This is a genomic window from Thalassococcus sp. (genome assembly GCF_982780845.1).
In genome coordinates this window covers 1-24,032 of sequence record NZ_CEYADA010000017.1, presented here as the reverse complement: position 1 = coordinate 24,032, position 24,032 = coordinate 1, and the positions used below count along the sequence as shown (strand labels likewise).

Here is a 24,032-nt window from a genome sequence, read left to right as displayed (position 1 = left end):
GACGCCCTGAACCAATCGTTGAAAATGAAGCTGTCCGATGCGTCAGGCATCTGGACTCTGTTGACGACAATGCCGATAATTCGCCCATGAGTCTGCCCCCAGGTTTCTTGGATGAACTTCGCACCCGAACCAGCCTGTCGCAGGTTGTCGGGCGCAAAGTCATGTGGGACCAGCGCAAGTCCAATCAGGCCAAGGGCGACATGTGGGCACCGTGCCCTTTCCATCAGGAAAAAAGCGCCTCTTTCCACGTCGATGATCGCAAAGGGTTCTACTACTGCTTTGGCTGCCACGCCAAAGGCGATGCGATCGGCTTTGTTCAAGAAACGGAAAACGTCAGCTTCATGGAAGCGATCGAAATTCTGGCGGGCGAGGCCGGAATGCAGATGCCAGCGCGCGATCCTCGGGCGGCTGAAAAGGCCGACCGCCGGACGGAACTGGCGCAAGTCATGGAGCAGGCGGCGCAGTTTTTCCGGATGCAATTGCAATCGGGGGCAGGGGCCGCAGCCCGCGCCTATCTGGTCAAGCGCCAGTTGGATCAAACCACGCAGGATCAATTCGGCATCGGCTTTGCGCCGGACGGCTGGCAGGGTCTGTGGGATCATCTGACCGGAAAGGGCATCAAGCCCGAGTTGATCATGGCGGCGGGGTTGGCGAAGGACAGCAGTAAGGGCGGCAAGCCCTATGACGTTTTCCGCAACCGCATCATGTTTCCGATCCGCGATGCCCGTGGACGGTGTATCGCGTTCGGTGGGCGGGCGATGGACCCGAATGACAACGCGAAATACCTGAACTCGCCCGAGACCGAGCTTTTTGACAAGGGCCGCAACCTTTACAACCACGGTCCGGCACGGGAAGCCGCTGGTAAAGGCCAGCCGCTGATCGTCGCTGAAGGCTATATGGACGTTATCGCGCTGTCGGTTGGTGGTTTTGGCGCGTCGGTAGCACCATTGGGCACTGCCGTGACAGAAAACCAACTGCACCTTTTGTGGCGGATTTCGGATGAACCGATCATCGCGCTGGATGGCGACAAGGCAGGTATCCGTGCGGCTTACCGTGTGATCGATCTGGCCTTGCCGTTGCTTGAGGCTGGCAAGTCGCTGCGCTTTGCCCTGATGCCCGAAGGCAAAGACCCCGATGATCTAATCAAGGAAGACGGCCCTGAGGCGGTTCAGGCGGTTCTGGATAATGCTCTGCCGATGGTGCGCCTGTTGTGGCAGCGCGAAACGGAAGGGCGGGTGTTCGACAGCCCCGAGCGCAAAGCGGCATTGGATAAAGCCCTGCGCGAAAAGATCCGTATGATCCAGGATCCAAGCATCCGGTCGCACTACGGGGAAGAGATCAAGGATCTTCGTTGGCAGCTGTTTAAACGCGCGCCGGCCTCTAGCCGCGCGGTCGGGAAATCGGATGGCGGCACATGGCGACGCAAGGGCGCACCTTTGCCGCCAGTGGCCTCGACCAAACAGTCGCTTTTGGTGGCCAGAGGCGAGACCGCTGAAACGGAACTGCGAGAGGCTGTCATTCTGGCCTCGGTGCTGTCTTCGCCGGAAATCATCGACAGTTTCGAACCCGAACTTGAAGCCATGGAATGCAGCGATCCGGTTCACGCGACATTGCGCGACGCGTTGCTGCGACATCGTCCGATAGATATGGACGGAGCAAAAGAGGTGGCTGAACAATCAATTGGCGGGGTCGCCCTTGAAAACCTGCTGACCGCACGCCATGTCGCTCTTATCCCTTGTGTTCGCAAACCCGGAGATGCCCAACTGGCGCGTCTGACAGTCGTCGAGGAACTGGGGAAACTGGGCGCCGCAGCTGGGCTTGCGGCAGAGATTCAAGAGGCGGTGGAAGACTTGGATGCGTTGTCCGACGAAGCCGTCACCTGGCGTTTGGCGCAGGCCGCCGAGGCGCGCGCGCAGGCCCACAGGGCCGGTCAGGACGAAGGGGGGGATTTCGACAAAGGCGAGAATGGCGTGATGATGGATCGAGAAGAACGCCGTTCTTTTGCAGCTTTGTTAGAGGCAATCCAGAATTCGAAGGGGCAATCCTAGTGGTTTTGCATCACCTTCGTTAAAGAAGTTGGGCTAGGTAGGTGTGCGAATCACTTGTTCGCGGTATTGATTCGGCAAGACGAATCACGCGAATCGCCCACCCAAGGGGACCGTCCCCGAGAGGAGCATTAAATGGCAGCCAAAGATAACGATGACGCCAAGACAGAAAATCGGGATGACGACGCGTCTCTCGATATGAGCCAGGCCGCGGTCAAGAAGATGATCGCAGAAGCCCGGGAACGTGGCTACATCACTTACGATCAGCTGAACGAAGTCCTGCCTCCGGATCAGGTGTCGTCGGACCAGATCGAAGACGTTATGTCGATGCTGTCCGAAATGGGCATTCAGGTTACTGAAGACGACGAAGAAGCCGAAGAAGAGGAAAACAAAGGCTCGACCGAGCTTGTTGATGCCTCGAAAGGCCGTGACGTTGCGCTGTCTTCCGGAACGACCGAAAAGCTGGATCGCACCGATGACCCTGTTCGTATGTATCTGCGCGAAATGGGATCGGTCGAACTGCTGAGCCGTGAAGGCGAAATCGCGATTGCGAAGCGGATCGAAGCGGGCCGCAACACAATGATCGCAGGTCTTTGTGAAAGCCCGCTGACATTCCAGGCGATCACCATCTGGCGCGAGGAACTTCTGTCCGAAGATATTCTGCTGCGCGATGTGATCGACCTTGAAACCACGTTCTCTGGTCAGATGGGCGAAGAAGGCGAGATGGATGAACCCATCGTGCCGACCGCCGGTGCTGCGCCTGCTGCCCCGCGCAAAGCCGAAAACGCCGGCCCCGAGCTGGACGCCGACGGCAACCCGATCAGCAATAACGACGACGATGACGACGAAGATGATCAGGCCAACATGTCGCTGGCGGCAATGGAAGCCGCGCTGAAGCCACGTGTTCTGGAAACGTTGGACCGGATTGCTGCGGATTACGAAGACCTTGCTGAAATGCAAGACAGCCGGATTTCCGCGACCCTGAACGAAGACGGGTCTTTCAGCGCGACAGACGAAAGGCGCTATCAAGACCTGCGGTCCGAAATTGTGGTTCTGGTGAACGGTCTTCACCTGCACAACAACCGGATCGAGGCGCTGGTTGACCAGCTCTATGGCATCAACAAGCGCATCATGTCGATTGACAGCTCGATGGTGAAGCTGGCCGATCAGGCCCGCATCAACCGCCGTGAGTTTGTCGAAGAATACCGCAACCACGAGCTTGATCCCAACTGGATGGAGCGTATGGCCGAGAAATCCGGTCGTGGCTGGCAGATGTTCATCGAGCGCTCCTCTGACAAGGTTGAAGAACTGCGTTCGGACATGGCGCAAGTTGGTCAGTACGTCGGTCTGGACATCAGTGAATTCCGCCGCATCGTGCAACAGGTTCAGAAGGGCGAAAAAGAAGCCCGTCAGGCCAAGAAGGAAATGGTCGAAGCGAACCTGCGTCTGGTTATCTCGATCGCCAAGAAATACACCAACCGTGGCCTGCAGTTCCTTGACCTTATTCAGGAAGGTAACATCGGCCTGATGAAGGCGGTTGATAAGTTCGAATATCGCCGCGGTTACAAATTCTCGACCTACGCGACATGGTGGATCCGTCAGGCGATCACCCGTTCGATCGCGGATCAGGCGCGCACCATCCGTATTCCGGTTCACATGATCGAAACGATCAACAAGCTGGTTCGGACAGGTCGTCAGATGCTGCACGAAATCGGTCGTGAACCGACGCCGGAAGAACTGGCTGAAAAGCTGCAAATGCCGCTTGAGAAAGTGCGCAAGGTCATGAAGATCGCGAAAGAGCCGATCTCTCTCGAAACACCGATCGGTGACGAGGAAGATTCGCAGCTGGGCGATTTCATCGAAGACAAGAACGCTGTTCTGCCGCTGGACTCGGCCATTCAGGAAAACCTGAAAGAAACCACTACAAGGGTCCTGTCGTCGCTGACACCGCGTGAAGAACGTGTCCTGCGGATGCGTTTTGGTATCGGCATGAACACCGACCACACGCTGGAAGAAGTGGGTCAGCAGTTCAGCGTTACGCGTGAACGTATCCGTCAGATCGAAGCGAAAGCGCTGCGGAAGCTGAAACATCCCAGCCGGTCGCGCAAATTGCGGTCGTTCCTGGATCAATAAACAAAAGGGCGCCTTCGGGCGCCTTTTTTCTTTCTGCGGTCTCTGAAATGTGACGCTGCAATCCAGCACATCTGTCGTGCGTGGATGTGCATTTTCTGTTGCCGGTTTGTGCCCATTTACAAGCACACAGACAAAACAGGATGTGCTCTATGACCCGCTCTCTTTCTCTTCTTTCCGTTCTGTTGGCGCTGGCTGGTCCGGCGGTGGCATCAACCGGTGTTCAGACACTTGCAGATCAGGCTTTGACGGGTGGCCCGCTGTCGCCATGGGATCCGGTGATCCCGATCGAACAGATTTGCCGCAACTGATTTTAGGTGAATTGTCCGCAGTCGGATGGCGCCACTGACGAAACCATAACGCTTGATGCGTAAGTTCTGAGTCTGACGATTCTTTTTAACGTATTCCGCAATTTGGCAGAGGTTTTGCAGCCTTTAATTCCATGACACCGAGATTTTGGAACAAATTCAGGGCGTCCGGCGTTCCTAATATACCAACGCAGGAGGTGAACATGAAACGTACGGTTTCTTTCAGTGTAGTATTCGCAGCAGTCGCGGCAGCAGCTTTCGCTGCGACCGACGTGGTGTCGAACACGGCTCCGCGTACCATTTACATTGAGGTATCCAGCGACGAGCTTGCTGATTGTCGCCAGACTTTGGCGGATGTTGCCTCAATGCCTGCATACTCTGATGAAGGGTCGATGTTGCTGTTTACGCAGCAGTCCGACCTGCCTGATGTCCAGTGTATCGCCATCGACGCATGAACTGACTTGTAAGCTGCGCCTGCGCTCGGTGTAATGGACCCTGTCCAACGATGCGGAGCAGCCATGCAAACCAGTTTTACAATCGCGACGCGGGGCCAAGGGCTTTACGAATTTACGCATGATGTTTCGGAATGGGTGACAGGCACAGGCCTGCTCACCCTTTTTGTTCGACATACCTCGGCGTCATTGTTGATACAGGAAAATGCCGATCCCGAAGTGAAGACCGATCTGAAGGCCTTTTTCGCGCGCCTCGTACCGCCGACGACCGATCCGTCGATGTCCTACCTGACCCACACCTACGAAGGCCCCGACGACATGCCCGGCCATATCAAGGCGGCTATGATGCCCGTTAGCCTAAGCATTCCGGTCAGCAACGGGAAACTGGCGCTTGGAACGTGGCAGGGCATTTATCTTTTTGAACACCGTGATGCCCCGCATCACCGCAGTGTTGTGGCGCATATGTTGCGCGACTGACAACGCATCATGTGGGGGTGTTATTTCTTATCTACCCAAATTGTTGTTCAGCCCCTATAGTGCCTGTGGATAAGTGGGGATCAACCCCATTCCTGAGGCAGAGACGACATAAAGGGGGACGGCGATGCGCTGCCCGTTTTGCGGTAATGTAGATACTCAAGTGAAGGATTCACGGCCCGCTGAGGACCATGTTTCCATCAGGCGTCGGCGCTTTTGTCCGGCGTGCGGCGGACGTTTCACCACATATGAGCGCGTGCAACTGCGCGATCTGGTGGTGATCAAAACCAACGGCAGACGTGAAGACTTTGATCGGGACAAGCTGGAACGCTCGATCCGTATAGCGCTTCAGAAACGTCCGATCGAACCGGACCGGATTGATCAGATGATTTCGGGCATCGTGCGCAGGCTGGAAAGCATGGGCGAAACCGATATCCCGTCCAAACAGATCGGCGAGATCGTGATGGAAGCTTTGGCCCGCATCGATACGGTCGCTTACGTCCGGTTTGCCAGCGTTTACAAGAACTTCCAGGCGGCCGACGACTTTGACAAGTTCGTCAGCGAACTGCGCCCCGGCGCTATGCCTGATAAGTGATCGACACTGACAAACGCCACATGGCCCACGCCTTGGTGCTGGGTAAACGCGGGCTGGGCCAGACATGGCCCAACCCGTCTGTCGGCTGTGTCATCGTCAAAGATGGCCGGATCGTCGGACGGGGGCGTACGGCCTTGGGTGGGCGTCCCCATGCCGAGGTTGTGGCTCTTGCCCAAGCAGGTGAGGCCGCGCGCGGTGCGACGGCCTATGTCACGCTTGAACCTTGTAGCCATACTGGCAAAACGCCCCCCTGCGCGCAGGCATTGATTGATGCAGGCGTTGCACGTGTGGTCGCAGCGATCTCCGACAGTGATCCACGCGTGTCCGGCCAAGGTTTTGACATGCTGCGGGATGCGGGCATCGAGGTTACGACCAACGTGATGGCGGAAGAGGCGTACTATGACAACGCGGGCTTCTTCCTGAAGGTCGAACATGGTCGCCCGTGGGTGACGCTGAAACTGGCATCCAGCTTTGATGGGCGGATCGCCACGGCCAGCGGTGAAAGTCGCTGGATAACAGGCCCCGAGGCGCGGCGCGTTGTTCATGCCGAACGGGCCAGACATGACGCGGTGATGGTCGGGGCGGGCACAGCACGTGCCGATGATCCTGATCTGACAGTGCGTGGCATGGGCGAGGTGCCTCAGCCGGTGCGCATCGTCGTCTCCCGCTTGATCGATATTCCTTTGATGAGCCGCCTTGCCCGCACCGCGCGCGATGTTCCGGTGTGGATTTGCCATGGCCCCGATGCAGCGCGCGAGATTTGCGAGGCTTGGGAAGGACTGGGCGCAAAGCTGATCCGTTGCGATCTGAACGGTCGCCAGATCGACCCACGGTCGCTGTTGCAAGAGCTGGGCGAAATCGGCCTGACACGTGTGTTCTGTGAAGGGGGCGGGGCCTTGGGCGCGTCGCTTCTGGGGGCTGATCTGGTGGATGAACTTCTGGGCTTTAACGCGGGCATTGCGATCGGGGCCGAAGGGCAGCCCAATATCGGAGCGCTGGGGCTTGGGCGTTTGGCCGAGGCACCGCGCTTTCACTTGCGAGATGTGCGGCAGGTCGGGGATGACATCCTGCACCGCTGGACGCGGAACTAATCAGCGACGCCAAAGGTGGCTTTGACTGGCGAGCAATCCTTGAAGCTTTGACAGCATTCGATTGGCGGGGCCGGGTTTCGGCAGGTTTCCGCATTTCAGACGCTGGGCCACGACCTCGACCGGGCAGGGGCGGCCCGTTACCGGATCGCGATACCGCGGGTAGGCGATCAGCGTGGCGTGAACGAGGCCTTCCAACGTCGGGCGTGGGCCGGTCAGGCGACGGGCGGGGATATCGCCCAGATCACGCGTCAGGCCCCAGCCCGCGTAGAAGGGCGCGCCTGTTGTCGTCACCCTACACCCACGCATGAGGGCCTCGAACCCAGTCAGCGAGGTCATGGTCCATACCTCGTCGACCTCACCCAGCAGGGCCCCCATATCAACGCCGCGCAGCGTCTGGTTGGCCCATTGCTCGGGCGTGGCGACATCGCCGGTGCGCAGGCCTGCCTCGACATCGGGATGGGGTTTCCAAAGCACCACAGCGTCCCTGTTTTCCGTGCGGACCTTCGCCAGCAGATCGGCGTTCTGACGGATGTCACCCGCGCCAAGCAGGATCGAGGCATCGTCTTCGACCTGACCGGGCACCAGAATGCGATGCCCTGCGGGAAGCTTGGGAACCTCGCCCATCAAGTTGTATTTCGACAGACCTCCATCGACGAGAAAGCGGATCAATCGGTGCGCCCGTTCGATCTGATCGCGCGGCAGGTTCACGCTGTCGGCGATCAGCTGTTCCAGCCGCGACGGGCGGCTGGGATCGTAGTAAATGCCCATGTCATCAGTGACCAGAGACATCGGTGGCACAAGGTTCGCGCCTAGCCCCTGAGACCTTAGAAAACCGTCTTCGACCCGAACCAGTTCCGCATCCGGCGCAGCTTTGCTGGCCCATGCCATCAGGCGGCGGTTGTCGGTCACTGCCAGTTCCTTGGCTTTGGCTGGATCGTCCTCAAACCGGATGCCGCAACCGCTGCCGTAGAAACCTTTCAGCGGCCCGCGTTTCCACAGACGCATTCCTTGTGCGACCCAGCCAGCGCGGTCTTCCCGCCATGCGCGTGCCTCAGCCTCAAGCGTCGCAAGCACGGTTTCAACCTCGCACCTTCGATTGCGATAGGTATCGTACCAAACGGGGTAAAGGATCATCGCGCCCGCAACCAACTGCGCGCGGGTCAGTTTTCGTGCAGCGCGTCGGTAAACAGGGTTTTCATCCTCGGTCAGCCCCCAGCCTGCATAAAACGGCTGGCCGAAAACGCGTGGTTTGTGACCGGCAAGAATGGCCTCGAACCCCATTTGCGATGAAACGGTGTAAACCGCGATGGCCCCATCCAGAAGCGCCCAGGGCGATGTGCCGTCCGGAGCAAAGGACATGTTTTGCGACAGATCTTTGTTGCTCAGGTGCCCTTCGCGAAACCCTGCGGCGGTTTCAGGATGCCCCTTAACCACGATATGCGGATGGGGATGTTCTTCGCGTGCAACGAACAGCATTTCGCGGAAACGCGAGACATCGGCACGGCTGGCAATCACGCTGGCATCACCTGCGGTTTGGTCAATCACCAGAACATAACCCGGATCAGGCACCGGTATGTCCGGATCAAAGGCCGAGTACTTGGACAGATGCGCGCGACGCATCCAAGCGATGACGCCATTGGCACGGGCCAAAAGCGCGCTGTCGTCCAGCGGTTCGGTTAGCAAAAGCGTTTCAAGGTCTGATGGTTGCTCGGGGTCGAAGTGAACGCCCTTTTCGTCAATCAACAGGCCCAAGGGCGGTTCGCCGGCACGTCCGGGGTGCAGGGAGCGCAGCCACGCATCCTCGACCCGCACAATACGTGCGCCGGTTTTCTCGGCCATGGCCTCGCCGCGTGCGGCAAAGGGGGATTTGCCCCAGACGCCGATCACGTCGCGGTCAGATGGCCGCCCAACGGTCACTTTCCAACCGGCTGTTTTTAGGATGTGACGAATGCGGCGGGATTTCAGGAAACCCAGCGAATAGACGTAAAAACGCCGGAGATCGGTGTCTCCGGCGTTTGAATGATGCCCGATTGGGGCCACGTGTCAGCCTCCGGACGCGACGCCCAGCGTCTCTGCAGACGTGCGCAGCGATGTGACCGAACCCAAGGTGCCTGTCAGCGATGCAATCGTGCGGCTCCATTGCGTGAACGGCGCTTCAGTGACGTAAAGCGTGTCTTCGTCGCGGATCACAAAGTCACGCGCGACGAACAGACCGTTGGGCTGTGTCAGGTCAAGCACGTAGACAAAGCGCTGTGCGCCGACCAGATCGCTGCGGCCCAGAACCTGATTGGCGATCTCAGCCGGTTCGTTGCGGAATACAAAGACGCCGGTCGGGTCTGCTGCCGACGGTACAAGGCCGCCAACCTGAGCGATGGCCTCGACTGCCGAAATGGTGCGGCTTTCAAACGGAACTTGGGCTTGCGTGCCTGTCGCACCCAGCGCGGTAAAGGCGCGTGTGTCGCCCTGAACAAGGATCTTGTCGCCGCCACGCAGCGCAATATCCAAAGTTGGGTTGTCGTAAAGGTCCTGGAACCAGATCGTGTCGGACATGGTCCCACGGGTCAGTGTGACCTGTGCGATTTCCGGTTCGATCGCGACGCCACCTGCACGGGCCAGCATGGCAGACAGGGTACGGGTCGGGCGTTCGATGGCGTAGACACCTTGCGAACCGACGGAACCGGACAGCGTGACTGTCGAGCCGTCGCCAGCAACGCGGCGCACCTGAACCTGCGGGTCAGGGGTTTGATCGGACAGACGTTCTGTGATGATGCGGCGCACGGCCTCGGGCGTGTTGCCAGCGGCTTTGATGCGGCCTGCGTAAGGCACAAAGATAAAGCCAGAGCCGTCGACCTGAACCTCTTCCAGAATGGTTGCGTTCGACGCTTCACCGGCCAGCAGGCCGTCGTCGACGTTTTCCCAGATGGTCAGGCCCAGTGTGTCGCCGGGGTTGATGGTGTCAGAGCCGATCACGCCTGCGTTCAGGAAGCCTTCGCTGAAGCCAAGTGCGGGGACAACGGCAGTCACGGCTGCGACGCGGTCATTCGTGGCGACGATAAAGGCATCGCCTTCGCGCTGGACAGAGCCAGCATAAATTTCGCGTTTGTTCGGTCCAACGCGGGGAAGGCCACAGGACGCCAGAATTGACGTTGCAACCAATAGGGCGATACCTCGCGCCCAGCGAGAGTGGGGACGTTTCACTGCTCGGTCTCCTCGACCTTATTATTCTGCCTCGGTCTTTTTTGAGAAGATTAGCTTTGAACGTTTTGAAAAGCCAGCATTTGTTGCGATTGGCGTTATGTCACAATCCGCAACTGTTGCCGCGGGGCCGCGGTGCCTTGGGCGAAAGCATCATAGGGATCTTCGCTTGCCAGCATCATATCAACCACCTGACGCATCAGTTGGCGACGACCGCGGGCCGAATAAAAACCGCCCGGAAGTTGGCTGGTTTCCAGCAGGTAACGCCGGTAATCCTTGTAGGCTTTGTTGTCTGGCCGCGTGGGCTGGGCAAAGAAATCGGGCAGGTTTTGCGTCGAGACGAACTCGGGCTTGGCATAGACGGCCTGTCCGAAGACGCGCAGCGGAATGCCCCGCCACAGCACCTGCTGGGCAGCGGTTGAATTGACGGTCACAGCGGTGCGCGCGTCGTTCAACAACTGCGCAAGTTTGCCACCGCGGACATAATGCACGCGGTCTTGGACGCCATGTTGCTTGGCCAGATTGCGAATGGACCGGCGCACGTTGACGCGGCCGTCTTCCAGCGGATGTGCCTTGAAAACAAGGTGATGGTGGCCGGGCGCGCCTTTGGCAAAGCCTTCGATCACCTCGCCCAGAAAATCCGGCATGGTGTTGAAGGGCGAATGTTTCTGGAAGCTTGAGTCATGTTCAAGCTGCATCAAACACAGGTGATAGGGAAAGCCGCCCAGACGAATGCGCGCTGTGGCGATTAGGCGGTCTGCCCATGTCAGCGGCATCAGCAAAAGACGCTTCAGGTACAGCTGGAATTCTTTGCCTACGCTGACATCGCGGTGTGACCGGAAGTTGGTAAAGGCGCCGTTCCGGAACATGACAAACCAATGGTACAGCGCGCCGTAAAAGATGTGCTGCCGCATGTCCCCCCAATGGGCGGGGGGCAGGGGGGCCTCCATATCGGATTTTTCCAACGCGGCCTGCATGTCCGCGACGGACATGTCCATCAGGCGTGAATGCCCGTTCGATCCGCCGCGTTCGTAGGTCACCCAATACGGGCGCATGTAGCCTTCTTCGAAGACATGGATATTCAGACCCTGTTGACGTGCATGTTCCACCGCTTCGGCATGAATGCGACGCACGTCGCCGTACAGGACCAGATCGGTGACCTGCTTTTCAGCCACGATTTCGGCAAAGCGGGCGGGCCATTCGTCGATGGTGCCGTTGTAAGGAATGAAGGTTTTCGGGTGGAACCAGAAGGCGCGGTCGCCTGCGTTAAACCCGACGCGCCACGTTTCCGCACCGGTTTTCCGGAGCATGCGCCCGAGACCGTTGAAAAACGGCCCGTGCGGTCCCTGTAAAAACAGGAAAACGCGCGTCTGTCCGGTTGCGTAACTCATACCCGCAGATTATGTCCCAACTCACCTAACGCCCCTTTTTACGCGGTGATACCGGCAAAATTAAGGCCCCATATTCTTTGCGGGGCAATCCATAGCAAAAAGGCACAAGCATTATGTTTACTGGCATCGTGACCGACATCGGCGAAATCCGCGATCTGGAACAGCGCGGCGATTTGCGGGCGCGTATCGCGACGAATTATGAGACATCCGGCATCGATATGGGTGCGTCTATTGCCTGTGACGGCGTGTGCCTGACGGTGATGGGGCTGGGGTCGGATTGGTTCGATGTCGAAATCAGCGCCGAGTCCGTGTCCAAGACAAACATCAGCGCGTGGAGCGTGGGTTATCGTGTGAACCTTGAACGCGCGTTGAAGGTGGGTGACGAACTGGGTGGTCATATCGTGTCCGGCCATGTTGATGGCGTGGCCGAGGTCGTGTCGATCCGCGATGAGGGCGACAGCACCCGCGTGACGCTTCTTGCGCCTGCTGAACTGGCCAAGTTTATCGCGCCCAAGGGATCGGTCGCTTTGAACGGCACATCCCTGACCGTGAACGAAGTTAAGGGCAACGAATTCGGTATCAATTTCATCCCCCACACCAAGCAGGTCACCACGTGGGGTGATGTGCAGGAAGGGGATCGCGTGAACCTCGAGATTGATACTCTGGCGCGCTATGTTGCGCGTTTGGCTGAAGCCAGCTGAAAATACTTAAATAATCGAGCAGTCGGAAAGGCGTGGGGAAACCCGCGCCTTATTCGTCTTCTTTGCAGAAAAGTTCGTAGACGCATTCCAGCATCTTTTTCGGACGATCATCGGCCAAACGGTAGTAGATCGCCTTGCCGTCGCGGCGCGGCACAACCAGACCTTCCAGACGCAGGCGCGACAATTGCTGGGACACAGCCGCCTGACGGGCAGACAGCAGCTCTTCCAGCTCGGTCACAGATTTTTCACCAGATACCAAATGACACAGGATCATCAGCCGGCCTTCGTGGCTGATGGCCTTCAGGAACGCCGCCGCATCAGTCGCTTTTTCAGCGATCTGATCGATCTCTTCGTCGTCCATGTCTACTCGCAAAAGAGGCAGAGCCATCTTGTTATTCCTTAATCCTAACCGGTGTTACGAACCGGATGGTTTAAACTCTGGCGATGCCACCAGCATTTCCTGCAGCATCGGCCAGAAAAAGTTTTCGCCCGGATACCCTTCGAGACGCGCGATTTCCTTGCCGTCATCAATCAGCACAAATGTCGGGGTGTAGACAACCTTTCGCGCATAGGACACGCCCTCAGGTGGGCCGTCACTCAGGTCTGCGCGCAATAAAGGTGCAAAGCGTCCTTCATCGGTGTTGGGGTATACTGGGCCGATTTCATCCAGCCACGCAGCGCAATAGGCGCAGCCGGGTTCTTCGACCATGATCAAACGCGTGTCCGCCATGCCTGTCTGGGCAAGGCCGATCACGGCGGCAACGCCTAATACGGCGCGCAAAGCTATGTCACGCATCATCTTCATGACGCACAACATAATATGAATGTGTGAATTGGACAAGATTAGACCAAAGTACGCGACGGTTTGAAGCGGTCCGGCAACACTGGGTTGAGCGTGTCGCGTAAGGTGGCGTGTTTTTAGATCAGGCGCAGGTTGCGGATGCTGCCCAGCAGACGCGGAATTTTTTCTTTGAATTTAAAGAAACCGGCCTTGGCATTGGGCCAGGCATCGCGGTCAAAGTCGTGCAGAACACGCACCATGGGCATATCCCATTTCCCCCGCAATATATCGGCGACAGGGCCAACGGGCGGATAGGACGTTACAATTTGTTCGGCGCCTACGGACGCGGCCCAAGAAGCTATCTGGTCAGCACTTTCCAGCCCCTTTGTGACAGGTCCGGTCTTGTCGGCAAGGCGGCTCAGGCCATCGTCGATTGCCGCCGATTTGAACGAAAGGACATGCGGCGCAGGTTGCAGAATGCTTAGGCGTTTTGCGGTCGTTATGGTTGCCGTCGCGATGGGCTTCAGCCCCTGTTCAAACAGCCAATCGGGCGTCAGATCGTCCTCGTGCAGCAAAAATGCTGTGCGTTTTTCGGGATCGAACCGGTCGCCTTCCGGTGCATCCATGCGCGGCGGATGCGGCGCGCCCTGCAATGGGTCTGCATGGCTGGCCAATTGATACTGGGGGTGAAACCGCCCTTCGGTGAACTTCGAGATGTTCGAGGTTCTTGCAAGGTACGTCTTGCCCTCGGTTTGAAGCCCGCCGACCCAGCGCCATGACAGGGTGTTCGACGCCGGATCACCATCAAGCAAATGTCGCATGAAGAAGTCAGCGCCCAAAGCCCACGGCAGGCGCAACGTGAATATCCAGATCGAAGCAAACCACATGCGGCTGTGGTTGTGCAAGTAGCCCGTCTCAACCAGTTCTTTGGCCCATGCATCAAAGCAATCGATGCCCGTTTCACCGTTGCAGGCCGCTTCCCATTCCTGCCGTAGGCCGGATTGTGTCTGAACCTGATCCCAAGCCAACGCCAGTTCCGCCCAATAGGCCCCCCACACTGCAGGGCGCATTTCCAACCAACCCTTCCAGTAGGTGCGCCAGTAGACCTCTTGGATAAATTTTTCGGCACTGGCGGGCGAATGGTGTTTCAAGGTTTCAAGCAACACCTCGTCTTCCCGGATTAGGCGATGACGGATGTACGGCGACAGTCGGGATACGTTTTTGTGCTGACCTGGGCCAAGGTCGAAATTGCGGCGTTTGGCATAGTCGGCACCGGCTAAGGGCGCGAAATCGGCAAGGCGTGCAAGGCCTTCTTCACGGGTTGCCGCCCATTTGTGTGTCTCGGCCATTCGCGCGTGCCCCAATTCCGGATCGTTTGATGGCGACCTAGCTGGGGGCGTTGCCAGATCAAGTGATCGACCGCGCGTTACTTTCTTTTGATCATGAAATTTCCGCCGCCCCTTGCAGCCCCCTAGGGTGACAACTAAGACTCTATCAACATCCACAGGATATTGCGGTCCTAAGATTTCAGAGGCAGGCGAAGATGAAAGATCCGATTGATACATATATGAACACGCTGGTGCCGATGGTTGTCGAACAGACAAGCCGTGGCGAACGCGCGTATGACATTTTCTCGCGCCTGTTGAAGGAGCGGATCATTTTCCTCAACGGTCCGGTGCATGACGGTATGTCCAGCCTGATCGTGGCGCAGCTTCTGCACCTCGAGGCGGAAAACCCGTCGAAAGAAATCTCGATGTACATCAACTCGCCCGGCGGCGTTGTGACATCCGGTCTGTCGATCTACGACACCATGCAGTACATCCGTCCGAAGGTGTCCACGCTGGTGATCGGTCAGGCGGCGTCCATGGGTTCGCTTCTGCTGACAGCAGGCGAGGCTGGCATGCGCTTCTCTCTGCCGAACAGCCGCGTGATGGTGCACCAGCCCTCTGGTGGTTATCAGGGTCAGGCGACGGACATCATGATCCATGCGCAAGAAACCCAGAAACTGAAAAACCGTTTGAACGAAATTTACGTCAAACACACTGGCCAGACGCTTAAGAAAGTCGAAGCGGCGCTTGAGCGCGACAACTTCATGTCGCCCGAAGAAGCCAAAGACTGGGGTCTGATTGACGAGATCGTGACAAACCGCGGTAGCGCGGATTCTGCGGAATCCTAAGATTTAGGCACGCTGTTTGCTTAATGGACGGCGTGACGTTTTTTGACGTTGTAGGGCGGGGCACCCTGTCCTAAGCTGGTGGAAAGACCGGCGTTGACTGCCTGATAGTCGGGCACCGGCGCCCCGACTTGGCAAACTGGAAGGCCGGGAAAGGTACGATATGGCGACGAATTCAGGCGGTGACAGCAAAAACACCCTCTACTGTTCTTTCTGCGGAAAGAGCCAACACGAGGTGCGAAAGCTGATCGCGGGCCCGACAGTCTTCATCTGTGACGAATGCGTTGAGCTCTGCATGGATATCATCCGTGAAGAGACCAAAGGTTCGGGCCTGAAATCCACAGACGGTGTTCCGACACCTCAGGAAATCTGTCAGGTGCTGGACGACTACGTCATCGGTCAGGCCAAGGCCAAGCGCGTTCTGTCGGTGGCTGTGCACAACCACTACAAGCGACTGAACCATTCGTCCAAGTCGTCGGATATCGAACTGTCCAAGTCGAACATCCTTCTGATTGGTCCGACAGGTTGCGGTAAAACGCTTTTGGCCCAGACACTTGCGCGTATTCTGGACGTGCCGTTCACCATGGCGGATGCGACCACGCTGACCGAAGCGGGCTACGTGGGTGAAGATGTTGAAAACATCATTCTGAAGCTGCTGCAGGCGTCCGAATACAACGTCGAACGCGCGCAGCGCGGCATCGTCTACATCGACGAGGTCGACAAGATCACGCGTAAATCCGAAAACCCGTCGATCACACGCGACGTGTCCGGTGAAGGCGTTCAGCAGGCGCTGCTGAAGCTGATGGAAGGCACGGTTGCCAGCGTTCCGCCGCAGGGTGGCCGCAAGCATCCTCAGCAGGAATTCCTCCAGGTCGACACAACGAACATCCTGTTCATCTGTGGCGGTGCGTTCGCCGGTCTGGACCGGATCATCGCGCAGCGCGGCAAAGGATCGGCCATGGGCTTTGGTGCCGATGTGCGTGACGTGGATGATCGTGGCGTGGGCGAAATCTTTAAGGATCTGGAACCCGAAGATCTTCTGAAATTCGGTCTGATTCCAGAATTCGTTGGCCGTCTGCCGGTTCTGGCAACGCTGGAAGATCTGGACGAAGACGCGCTGGTCACTATCCTGACCAAACCGAAAAACGCTCTGGTCAAACAGTACCAGCGTCTGTTCGAACTTGAGAACGCCAAGCTGAGCTTCACCGATGACGCGCTCATCGCAATCGCCAAGAAAGCGATCGAACGCAAAACCGGTGCGCGTGGTCTGCGCTCTATCCTCGAAGATATCTTGCTGGATACGATGTTCGAACTTCCGGGTCTGGATGATGTCGATGAGGTTGTGGTCAACGAAGAGGCGGTCACATCCGACGCCAACCCGCTGATGATCTACGCCGATCAAAAGAAAGAGCCGGCATCGGCCAGCTAAGCTGATCTGCACAAAATTCGTAAACCCGCTGCGTGAAGAACGTGGCGGGTTTTTCATTTGTGCCCTGCGGTTCGCGCGCGCTTGACAAACCCCGCAGCGCGGATTTGAAGCGGAGGCGACACATGCGTAGGGAAAGGGTGTTTCATGACAATCAAACGCATCCACACGGGCAGCCCGTTTGAAGAGAAAATCGGCTACTGCCGCGCCGTTGTGGCGGGTGGTTTTGTCCACGTGGCCGGTACGGTCGGGCAGGGCGACACCGTCGAAGAACAGTGCCGTGCTGCGCTGGAAGTGATCAAAAAGGCCGTGACCGAGGCCGGTGCATCCTTGGAAAACGCGGTGCGCGTCAACTACTACCTGCCTGACGCGGCCGAGTTCGAACCCTGCTGGCCGATCCTGCGCGAATATTTCGGTGATAACCCGCCCGCAGCGACCATGGTGGAATGCAACCTGATCGACCCGAAATACCGGATCGAGATCGAATTGACCGTTCTGGCCTAATCGTCCTTGCGCCGCTGGCGCGCTTCAAATTTATCCCCGATGGCGGCCTTGACGGTGCGCCATCGGACTTTGGGCCAAGCCTCGTCACTGGCTTCGACAAAGCCCAAGCGGATCAAATCTTCCTGAACCGCAGGCATCGCAAGAACGCCAAGATCGTGACGCTTCTTCGCTCCGCCCTTTTTCTTATAGATCTTCTGTAGCTTTTCGACGGTCACGACCTCGATCCCGCAAAAGCTTTGTAGATGTTCGACGATCTGGTCGGTCGCGCCGGACTGGCGGCGCACCAGAATGGCAACCTTTTGATGCGGTTGCCCGACCATCCCGAACAGATGCAGCGCGCTGCCTTCAGCGGCGATGACGTACTTCGCGGCTTTGTAACGCGCGATCTGCGTGCGCATGTCATGCTTCTGCGGGTGAAAGATTTCGTACCCGTCAGTGGCTAGATGTTCTTCGATCTGGGTTTCGCCGATCAGACCACCTTTGTTCAGGCCCAGTTCGCTGCGCGAGATATACAGCTTTTCAGGGCCTTCGGGTTCGACATCAGCACCAATGCGCGTCTGTGCAAAGGTTTGAAACTGCGGCGTCCCCCGGACGATGTCACCCAACCCAAAGCCCTGTCCCGGAACCACAAGCTCTTCGACCTCGGTCGGGGCTGTCAGCACCTTGATCGGCAGGTCGATCCCGCAAAGTTCAAAAAACGCTCGTTGAAAGCCTTCGGTCTGATCGCCACGGGCAGGCCGTTTCGCGATAAAGACAATCCCGTCCGGAGGCGATGCCATGGCATCCAGCCCCCAAAGGCGCCCCGTGCTTTCCACCAGGAAATGCCCGAAGTGCACCCACAGAACGCCCCCCCAAAGCCAACGACCTTCCAGTTTCTCTACGTCGCCTTCGGGCTTGTCCGGTTCGACTGTCAGAGGCCGGAAATTGCGCCAGAAAGCACTGGTGTCACAATAGGACCCATCGGCACGCAGAATGCCTGCCTTCTGCTGGAACGCGCTTTCTGTGGCGGGGACGACAAGCGCCTTTTCCAGATGTTCGATTTCGTGCGACCAGCCGCCATTGGGCAGCGGCTTGGGCTGCGTGATCCGGGCGTCGGGTGTATCGGCATCGTCGATGTCTTCGTCGCTCACGCTTATACCTCGCGCGTGCAGGTCCAGACCTTACGGGTCGACACGTCTTCGTTTTTCTCAAAGCCTGCCTGCGTCAGGATGCGTTTGCATTTGCGCATGCCTTCCACTTCGTAGGCTTCAGGATGGAATTCCATCACGATAGCACGAATGCCGCTTAGATCGGCGTGCTCCAAGAGGTCCAGCTCACCGCCTTCGATGTCGCACAGCAGGACCGTGGGCTTCAGCTCTTCGACCACTTCGGCAAAGCTGACGGTGGGAATCTCGACTTCGCGCGTGCGGCGGTTGGCTTTGGCGATCAGCGACGAGCCCAAGAAAGAGTTCTGCACGTGGAATGTCATTGTGGCCGGACGGTCCGGGTTCGCGATCACCAACTGGTTGCGTACCTCGATACGGTCTGTCAGGTCGTTTTCTTCGTACAACGCACTGATATGGGGCAACATATCGGGGTTGGCTTCGAACGAAATGACGCGTTCCGGCTTGGCGTTCAGCGTACACACAGCGCCCACAATCCCAAGACCCGAGCCCATTTCCAGAACACGATCTTTTTCAGTCGTAACCAAAAGCGCGCCCTTGATTTCATCGCCTTCGTAGCGGGCTTGGGCGATCCGTTCGATGCGTGTTTCGTTTAGGTACGGCGACGCGGGCACGCGGACGCCGTGGCATTCAACTGCGATCTCGGTTTTGGTCATGGACTGCTCATTTGTTTTTTCGTCAAAATACGCATCGCCATCGGATTTGCACGGAAAAAGCAGCTGGTTTGGCAACAATGCCCGAAGATAGCGGGGCATTCGCCACAGTCCTTCGTAAAATTCCGTGCAAATACGCGCCCATATCGCGCGAAGTGTGCCGGATCATCTGGACGTCGGCGTGTGGATCGGGCATACCACAGCCAAGTGATCGGAGGCGATGCTATGGGCATTCTTAACACATTGCTGCGTGCTGTGACTTGGTGGAACGGCCAGACCCTGAATACTCAGCTGTTCACATGGCGTAAGGGCCAGAAGGTCGGCGAAGATGCTCAGGGCAATATTTTCTACCAGACCGCCGATGGCAAACGCCGCTGGGTGATCTTTAACGGCGAAGCGGAAGCATCGCGTGTTGACCCCGATTGGCACGGTTGGCTGCACCACACCTTCAAAGAAGCGCCCACAGATCGCCCGCTGGCGCACAAGCCGTGGGAAAAGCCGCATCTCGAAAACCTGACTGGCACGGCACTGGCCTATGCACCTGCAGGGTCCCTGCGTCGTGAAAAGCCTGCCGACCGTAGCGACTACGAGGCGTGGAGCCCGGAATAAGATGAACCGTTTCTTTGGTTCATTGGCGCTCTGCATGGCCATCGTCACTGCAGGGCATGCGCAAGAGGCGACAGCAACAGGTACGGGTGCGATTCTGCGCGGCTTGGATAAGCTGACAGGTCAGCTTTACGATATCGAACTGTCGCCCGGTGGCCTGACCAAGTTCGGACATATCGAAATCATTCTGGAAGACTGCCGGTATCCCGATGGCAACCCGTCAGGCGATGCCTATGCCTTTCTGACAATTCGTGACGTCAATGACGACGCCGAGGTTTACAGCGGCTGGATGGTGGCATCGTCGCCCGCGCTGAACCCGATGGAGCATTCGCGCTACGACGTCTGGCCGTTGCGCTGCACGACGTCCTGACCGCTGTCAGCAAGCGGATGGGCGGTGTAATCCGCATCCAGCTGCAAAGCATCCTGTAATCTTTGGTGATACGCCGCGCGCGGTATTTCGATCGCGCCAAGAGACGCCAGATGCGGCGTCAGGAACTGCGTGTCAAACAGGGTAAAGCCACAGCGGTTCAGGTGATCTACCAGCCATGCCAGCGCGATCTTGCTGGCGTCCCGTTTGCGCGAGAACATGCTTTCCCCGCAGTAGGCGCTGCCGATGGTCACGCCGTAGACCCCGCCAATCAGCATACCGTCATCCCATACCTCGATCGAGTGGGCGTGCCCTAGGTCGAACAGTTGCGTGTAGAGGTCGAAAATCTGGTCGTTAATCCAGGTTTCTTCGCGATCTGCACAGGCGGTCATGACACCTTGGAAATCGCGGTTCAGCGTTATCTGATAGGCGTCACGGCGCAGTGTTTTGGCAAGGCTTCTGGAAATACGAAAGCTGTCGAGAGGGAAGATGCCGCGCTTTCGGGGGTCGACCCAGAAGATATCCGGGTCGTCCCGTGTTTCGGCCATTGGAAATAGGCCGGACCGATATGCGTGTAGCAGCAGATCGGTGGTTATCGCAGTCTCAGCTGTCAGCTTTGTTCCATCGTCTTTTCAAGCCACTGTTCCAGCCAGTGGATTGTGTAATCCCCGCTTAGAACGTCCGGCTCTTGCAGAAGCGCATCGAACAGCGGGATCGTTGTGTCCACGCCATCTACGATCAACTCGCCCAAGGCACGGTACAGACGTGCCAAGGCCTCGGGACGGTCGCGACCATGTACGATCAGCTTGCCGATCAAGCTGTCGTAATAGGGCGGGATGGAATAGCCGTCATAAAGCGCCGAATCCATACGCACACCCAAGCCGCCGGGCGCGTGGTACTGCGTGATCTTGCCCGGCGAGGGCGAGAAGTTGGGCAGTTTTTCCGCGTTGATCCGGACCTCAATCGCGTGGCCGTTCAGCTTCAGATCTTCTTGAGAGAAGGACAGCGGCAGACCAGCTGCGACACGGATCTGTTCGCGCACAAGGTCTTGGCCAAAGATCGCTTCGGTCACAGGGTGTTCCACCTGAAGACGAGTGTTCATTTCGATGAAATAGAACTCGCCCTTTTCATAGAGGAACTCGATGGTGCCAGCGCCTGCGTATTTGATGCGGGCAACCGCATCGGCACAGGTTTTACCAATGGCTGCGCGTTCTTCGGGTGTGATGCAGGGGCCGGGGGCCTCTTCAAACACTTTCTGGTGGCGGCGCTGCAAGGAGCAGTCGCGTTCGCCCAGATGGACCGCGTTGCCTTTGCCATCGCCGAACACCTGAATTTCGATGTGGCGCGGCGTGGTCAGGTATTTTTCGATGTAAACTTCATCGTTGCCAAAGTTCGACTGACCTTCGGAACGCGCCGTATAGAACGCCTTTTCCATTTCAGCCGCGTTTTTCGCAACCTTCATACCACGACCACCGCCACCGGCAGTGGCTTTGATGATCACAGGATAGCCGATCTCTTCACCGACCTTCAGGGCCGTTTCCAGATCGGGCACGCCGCCGTCAGAGCCGGGAACGCAAGGCACGCCCAGTTCTTTCATGGTGTCTTTGGCGGTGATCTTGTCGCCCATGACGCGGATGTGTTCAGCGCGGGGGCCGATAAACGTCAGGTCGTGATCTTCGACGATCTGCACGAACTTTGCGTTTTCCGACAGAAAGCCATATCCAGGATGGATGGCTTGCGCACCGGTTACTTCGCAGGCTGCGATGATCGCGGGGATCGACAGATAGCTGTTGGTGGACTGCGGCGGGCCGATGCAGATGGATTCATCGGCCATACGCACGTGCATCGCATCGCTGTCGGCGGTCGAGTGCACCGCGACGGATTTGATACCCATCTCGCGGCACGCACGGACGACGCGAAGCGCAATTTCACCACGGTTGGCGATTAGAATTTTGTCGAACATTTCAACCTCACTCGAGGATGACGAGCGGTGCGCCGAATTCGACGGGCGACCCGTCTTCGACCAGGATGCGCTTGACGGTGCCAGCGCGCGGGGCCGGAATGTGGTTCATGGTCTTCATCGCTTCAACGATCAGAAGCGTGTCGCCTTCGTTCACGGTCGCGCCCACTTTGATGAAGGACGGTGCACCGGGTTCGGGCTGCATGTAGATGGTGCCGACCATCGGCGAGGTCACCGCACCGGGGTGCGATGCCGGATCGTCGTTTGCGTCGGCTGCAGGCGCGGCTGCGGCGGCAGGGGCCGCTGCTGCGGGTGCGGGGGCTGCGGCCGGTGCGGCGGCAGGAACCTGAACCGCAACTGGGGCGGCTTGCATCATACGGCTGACCCGGACGTTCAGGCTGTCATTATCGCCGTATTCGCGTTTTACCTGAAGTTCACTCAGATCATTTTCGCGCAGCAGTTCTGCCAGCGCCTGAATGAATTCCACGTCAGAGTCATGTTTTTTCTGTGTCATTCCCAACCTCGATCGGTAACGTCTGCTCAATCCGCGTATGCGACATTTAGCCCGATATAGGCTAACCTGCGCCGCGATAAAAGCGTTGCCGGTCTGGGAAATGACGGAGCGTCACTCAGAAGGCAAGAGCGGAGTGCGGTTTGATCCCGAGATTTCGTCGTCTTTCGAGCTTTCCAAAAGCGCTTCGATCCGCAGTTGCATGATCGACGGCGGGGCAAAATGATCGCTGGGATGGCGTAAAACATAGTCCAGTTTTTCTTTTGCCGTTGCGGGTTCGGGGATCGGTTTGTCCTCTTTGGCGGGTGGTGTGCGGATGTGCCGGTCCGCAAGCGAGAGGAAGAGGGAAGAGTGGCTAACACTCTGAATTGGTGAAATCTTCATGGCAGTTTCCGAAGTCGCTGCCCCCACAATAAACAATATAAACCAAGTCTTAAGCAGATCGTTCCGATTTCACTTATTAAGGTTAACGACGGTCGACTGATGGCCGAGTGTTTAGCTTGATCCGGTCTATCAGCGGACAGAGAAGGAAGCCTGACCGCAACTTTCGGTCCCCCAAAAGGAAACCGCCGCCCGATTGGGGCGGCGGTTTCTGTTTCGCTGGGGGGAGATCAGCGATTCATGCGGTTTTCGATCAGATCATCGACAACCGACGGATCGGCCAGTGTCGACGTATCGCCCAACGCGCCATAGTCGTTTTCGGCGATCTTGCGCAGGATACGACGCATGATCTTGCCCGAACGTGTCTTCGGCAGGCCGGGGGCCCACTGAATCAGGTCAGGCGACGCGATCGGGCCGATTTCGGTGCGGACCCATGTGCGCAGTTCTTTACGCAGGTCGTCCGAAGGCTCTTCGCCGTTCATCAGGGTGACGTAGCAGTAGATGCCCTGACCCTTGATGTCGTGCGGGTAGCCAACAACGGCGGCTTCGGCGACTTTTTCGTGTGCAACCAGCGCGGATTCGACCTCGGCTGTGCCCATGCGGTGACCGGAGACGTTGATCACGTCATCGACGCGTCCTGTGATCCAGTAGTCGCCATCTGCGTCACGACGGCAGCCGTCGCCCGAGAAGTAGTAGTTCTTGTAGTCCGCGAAATACGTCTTCTCGAAACGCTCGTGGTCGCCCCAGACGGTACGCATCTGACCCGGCCAGCTGTCTTTGATCGCCAGAACGCCCTCGGTCGGGAATTCGTGGATCTCTTCGCCTGTGGTCGGCTCCAGAACAACCGGCTGAACGCCGAAGAACGGCTTCATCGCGGCACCCGGCTTGGTCGCGTGCGCACCCGGAAGCGGGGTCATCAGGTGACCGCCGGTTTCTGTCTGCCACCATGTGTCAACGATCGGGCATTTGCCCTTGCCGACAACGGTGTTGTACCAATTCCACGCCTCGGGGTTGATGGGCTCGCCCACGGTGCCCAGAATGCGCAGATCGGACAGATCGCATTTGGTGACGAACTCTTCGCCCTGGCCCATCAGCGCACGGATCGCTGTGGGCGCGGTGTAGAAC

At 57.9% G+C, this 24,032-nt stretch carries 26 protein-coding genes; 13 read left to right on the top strand and 13 right to left on the bottom strand.

Going from position 1 to position 24,032, the window contains the following annotated elements:
* Positions 1-86 precede the first annotated feature (86 nt).
* From dnaG to ribD, 7 genes are all read left to right on the top strand, one after another.
* Entirely contained in the window at positions 87-2,048 is a 1,962-nt protein-coding gene (dnaG, locus tag AC4FIA_RS16260) for a DNA primase (RefSeq protein ID WP_490366711.1), read from the top strand.
* A gap of 132 nt (positions 2,049-2,180) precedes the next feature.
* Complete coding sequence (rpoD, locus tag AC4FIA_RS16255) at positions 2,181-4,178, top strand: RNA polymerase sigma factor RpoD (RefSeq protein WP_488049879.1); 1,998 nt, start codon at positions 2,181-2,183, stop codon at positions 4,176-4,178.
* A 149-nt stretch (positions 4,179-4,327) separates the two neighbouring features.
* Positions 4,328-4,486 (top strand): hypothetical protein, encoded by a 159-nt coding sequence (locus AC4FIA_RS16250; protein ID WP_160006722.1) that lies wholly within the window; start codon positions 4,328-4,330, stop codon positions 4,484-4,486.
* Between the two features lie 200 nt (positions 4,487-4,686).
* Complete coding sequence (locus AC4FIA_RS16245; RefSeq protein WP_488049878.1) at positions 4,687-4,938, top strand: hypothetical protein; 252 nt, start codon at positions 4,687-4,689, stop codon at positions 4,936-4,938.
* A gap of 63 nt (positions 4,939-5,001) precedes the next feature.
* The gene (locus AC4FIA_RS16240; RefSeq protein WP_488049877.1) at positions 5,002-5,412 is read left to right on the top strand and encodes a secondary thiamine-phosphate synthase enzyme YjbQ; all 411 of its coding nucleotides are present in this window, start codon (positions 5,002-5,004) and stop codon (positions 5,410-5,412) included.
* A 124-nt stretch (positions 5,413-5,536) separates the two neighbouring features.
* Positions 5,537-6,004 (top strand): transcriptional regulator NrdR, encoded by a 468-nt coding sequence (nrdR, locus tag AC4FIA_RS16235; protein WP_103908706.1) that lies wholly within the window; start codon positions 5,537-5,539, stop codon positions 6,002-6,004.
* A complete protein-coding gene (gene ribD, locus AC4FIA_RS16230) occupies positions 6,004-7,095 on the top strand; it encodes a bifunctional diaminohydroxyphosphoribosylaminopyrimidine deaminase/5-amino-6-(5-phosphoribosylamino)uracil reductase RibD (RefSeq protein WP_490366736.1) in 1,092 nt (363 codons plus the stop codon). Before nrdR ends, ribD begins: the two co-directional genes overlap by 1 nt.
* Here the strand turns inward: ribD and AC4FIA_RS16225 are convergent, their stop codons facing one another.
* The 3 genes from AC4FIA_RS16225 to AC4FIA_RS16215 all read right to left on the bottom strand — a co-directional run bounded on the left by AC4FIA_RS16225 (position 7,096) and on the right by AC4FIA_RS16215 (position 11,681).
* Entirely contained in the window at positions 7,096-9,135 is a 2,040-nt protein-coding gene (locus AC4FIA_RS16225) for a capsule polysaccharide biogenesis protein (RefSeq protein WP_490366710.1), read from the bottom strand. It abuts the gene before it with no gap.
* Positions 9,136-9,138: 3 nt separating this feature from the next.
* Positions 9,139-10,293 carry a polysaccharide biosynthesis/export family protein gene (locus AC4FIA_RS16220; protein WP_490366709.1) on the bottom strand — a complete coding sequence of 385 codons (1,155 nt, stop codon included), beginning with the start codon at positions 10,291-10,293 and terminating at the stop codon, positions 9,139-9,141.
* A gap of 95 nt (positions 10,294-10,388) precedes the next feature.
* A complete protein-coding gene (locus AC4FIA_RS16215; protein ID WP_490366708.1) occupies positions 10,389-11,681 on the bottom strand; it encodes a capsule polysaccharide biogenesis protein in 1,293 nt (430 codons plus the stop codon).
* Between the two features lie 113 nt (positions 11,682-11,794).
* Between AC4FIA_RS16215 and AC4FIA_RS16210 the strand changes: the two genes are divergently transcribed.
* Positions 11,795-12,382: a riboflavin synthase gene (locus tag AC4FIA_RS16210; protein WP_490366707.1), complete on the top strand. Its 588-nt coding sequence runs from the start codon at positions 11,795-11,797 to the stop codon at positions 12,380-12,382.
* A 49-nt stretch (positions 12,383-12,431) separates the two neighbouring features.
* Here the strand turns inward: AC4FIA_RS16210 and AC4FIA_RS16205 are convergent, their stop codons facing one another.
* The 3 genes from AC4FIA_RS16205 to AC4FIA_RS16195 all read right to left on the bottom strand — a co-directional run bounded on the left by AC4FIA_RS16205 (position 12,432) and on the right by AC4FIA_RS16195 (position 14,512).
* The gene (locus tag AC4FIA_RS16205) at positions 12,432-12,770 is read right to left on the bottom strand and encodes an ArsR/SmtB family transcription factor (protein WP_103908702.1); all 339 of its coding nucleotides are present in this window, start codon (positions 12,768-12,770) and stop codon (positions 12,432-12,434) included.
* 27 nt (positions 12,771-12,797) lie between these two features.
* Positions 12,798-13,187 (bottom strand): thioredoxin fold domain-containing protein, encoded by a 390-nt coding sequence (locus tag AC4FIA_RS16200; protein WP_287473265.1) that lies wholly within the window; start codon positions 13,185-13,187, stop codon positions 12,798-12,800.
* Positions 13,188-13,300: 113 nt separating this feature from the next.
* Positions 13,301-14,512: an FAD-binding domain-containing protein gene (locus AC4FIA_RS16195; protein WP_490366706.1), complete on the bottom strand. Its 1,212-nt coding sequence runs from the start codon at positions 14,510-14,512 to the stop codon at positions 13,301-13,303.
* 194 nt (positions 14,513-14,706) lie between these two features.
* On the opposite strand from AC4FIA_RS16195, the gene AC4FIA_RS16190 reads away from it, so the two are divergent.
* From AC4FIA_RS16190 to AC4FIA_RS16180, 3 genes are all read left to right on the top strand, one after another.
* A complete protein-coding gene (locus AC4FIA_RS16190; RefSeq protein ID WP_490366705.1) occupies positions 14,707-15,339 on the top strand; it encodes an ATP-dependent Clp protease proteolytic subunit in 633 nt (210 codons plus the stop codon).
* Positions 15,340-15,499: 160 nt separating this feature from the next.
* Entirely contained in the window at positions 15,500-16,765 is a 1,266-nt protein-coding gene (gene clpX / locus AC4FIA_RS16185) for an ATP-dependent Clp protease ATP-binding subunit ClpX (RefSeq protein ID WP_490366704.1), read from the top strand.
* Between the two features lie 144 nt (positions 16,766-16,909).
* Positions 16,910-17,266 carry a RidA family protein gene (locus AC4FIA_RS16180; RefSeq protein WP_103908698.1) on the top strand — a complete coding sequence of 119 codons (357 nt, stop codon included), beginning with the start codon at positions 16,910-16,912 and terminating at the stop codon, positions 17,264-17,266.
* On the opposite strand, the gene AC4FIA_RS16175 is transcribed toward AC4FIA_RS16180, so the two are convergent.
* Both AC4FIA_RS16175 and AC4FIA_RS16170 read right to left on the bottom strand, forming a co-directional pair.
* Positions 17,263-18,396, bottom strand: a complete 1,134-nt coding sequence (locus tag AC4FIA_RS16175; RefSeq protein WP_490366703.1) for a glycosyltransferase family 61 protein — start codon at positions 18,394-18,396, stop codon at positions 17,263-17,265. The two genes, AC4FIA_RS16180 and AC4FIA_RS16175, sit on opposite strands and share 4 nt — an antisense overlap.
* Before the next feature lie 2 nt (positions 18,397-18,398).
* The gene (locus tag AC4FIA_RS16170) at positions 18,399-19,085 is read right to left on the bottom strand and encodes an FkbM family methyltransferase (protein WP_490366702.1); all 687 of its coding nucleotides are present in this window, start codon (positions 19,083-19,085) and stop codon (positions 18,399-18,401) included.
* A 222-nt stretch (positions 19,086-19,307) separates the two neighbouring features.
* Between AC4FIA_RS16170 and AC4FIA_RS16165 the strand changes: the two genes are divergently transcribed.
* Positions 19,308-19,691, top strand: a complete 384-nt coding sequence (locus AC4FIA_RS16165) for an NADH:ubiquinone oxidoreductase subunit NDUFA12 (RefSeq protein WP_103908696.1) — start codon at positions 19,308-19,310, stop codon at positions 19,689-19,691.
* A gap of 1 nt (position 19,692) precedes the next feature.
* Complete coding sequence (locus AC4FIA_RS16160) at positions 19,693-20,058, top strand: DUF2155 domain-containing protein (RefSeq protein ID WP_490366701.1); 366 nt, start codon at positions 19,693-19,695, stop codon at positions 20,056-20,058.
* On the opposite strand, the gene aat is transcribed toward AC4FIA_RS16160, so the two are convergent.
* From aat to AC4FIA_RS16135, 5 genes are all read right to left on the bottom strand, one after another.
* Positions 20,022-20,669, bottom strand: a complete 648-nt coding sequence (aat, locus tag AC4FIA_RS16155; protein ID WP_490366735.1) for a leucyl/phenylalanyl-tRNA--protein transferase — start codon at positions 20,667-20,669, stop codon at positions 20,022-20,024. The genes AC4FIA_RS16160 and aat overlap by 37 nt on opposite strands.
* A complete protein-coding gene (accC, locus tag AC4FIA_RS16150; protein WP_488049866.1) occupies positions 20,666-22,018 on the bottom strand; it encodes an acetyl-CoA carboxylase biotin carboxylase subunit in 1,353 nt (450 codons plus the stop codon). Before accC ends, aat begins: the two co-directional genes overlap by 4 nt.
* A 7-nt stretch (positions 22,019-22,025) precedes the next feature.
* Complete coding sequence (accB, locus tag AC4FIA_RS16145; RefSeq protein WP_287473259.1) at positions 22,026-22,529, bottom strand: acetyl-CoA carboxylase biotin carboxyl carrier protein; 504 nt, start codon at positions 22,527-22,529, stop codon at positions 22,026-22,028.
* A gap of 111 nt (positions 22,530-22,640) precedes the next feature.
* Positions 22,641-22,910 carry a hypothetical protein gene (locus AC4FIA_RS16140; protein WP_146064494.1) on the bottom strand — a complete coding sequence of 90 codons (270 nt, stop codon included), beginning with the start codon at positions 22,908-22,910 and terminating at the stop codon, positions 22,641-22,643.
* Positions 22,911-23,137: 227 nt separating this feature from the next.
* The coding region (locus AC4FIA_RS16135; protein WP_490366700.1) for an AMP-binding enzyme at positions 23,138-24,032 on the bottom strand (895 nt) is incomplete at its 5' end.